We start from the raw sequence: 417 nt of genomic DNA, 5'->3' as shown, positions 1-417 counted from the left end.
GGCTCGGGCCGGATCGTGGCCCTGACAGCGGCATCGGGAGCTCCTGATGGAAGCGCAGCCGAGTGCGCCGGATCGCGGCGGGCGCCCCAAGTCCGACCGGACGTTGCCCGACCGGGCGTTCAAGCCCGAACGGGACCTGAGGGCCGAGCGCGCCGCGGCGCTGGCCCGGCGCCCTCTCGCCTCGGCCGGGCCGGAGGCCGGTATCGACCACCTCGTCTGCGCCTGCGGGTCCGAGCGCTACGGGCTGCCGCTCGCCGCGGTGGCGCAGGTGCTGCCGATGCGCCCCTGCACGCCGATGCCCGGGGCGGTGCCGGCGCTGCTCGGCCTGATCGCGCTGTCGGGCCGGATCGTCGGCGTCCTGGGGCTCGCCCGGGCGCTGGGCCGGCCGGAAGCCCCGCCCGAGGGGGAGCGCGGGGG

Annotated in this window: 1 protein-coding gene; it reads left to right on the top strand. The window is 78.9% G+C overall.

Annotated elements, in window-relative coordinates:
* Positions 1-46: 46 nt before the first annotated feature.
* Positions 47-417: chemotaxis protein CheW (locus EPK82_RS24690; protein WP_134678352.1), on the top strand; the 371-nt coding region annotated here is incomplete at its 3' end.

The sequence above is a fragment of the Ectopseudomonas khazarica genome, assembly GCF_004521985.1.
GTDB lineage: Bacteria > Pseudomonadota > Gammaproteobacteria > Pseudomonadales > Pseudomonadaceae > Aquipseudomonas > Aquipseudomonas khazarica.
This window is presented reverse-complemented; position numbering and strand designations above follow the sequence as displayed.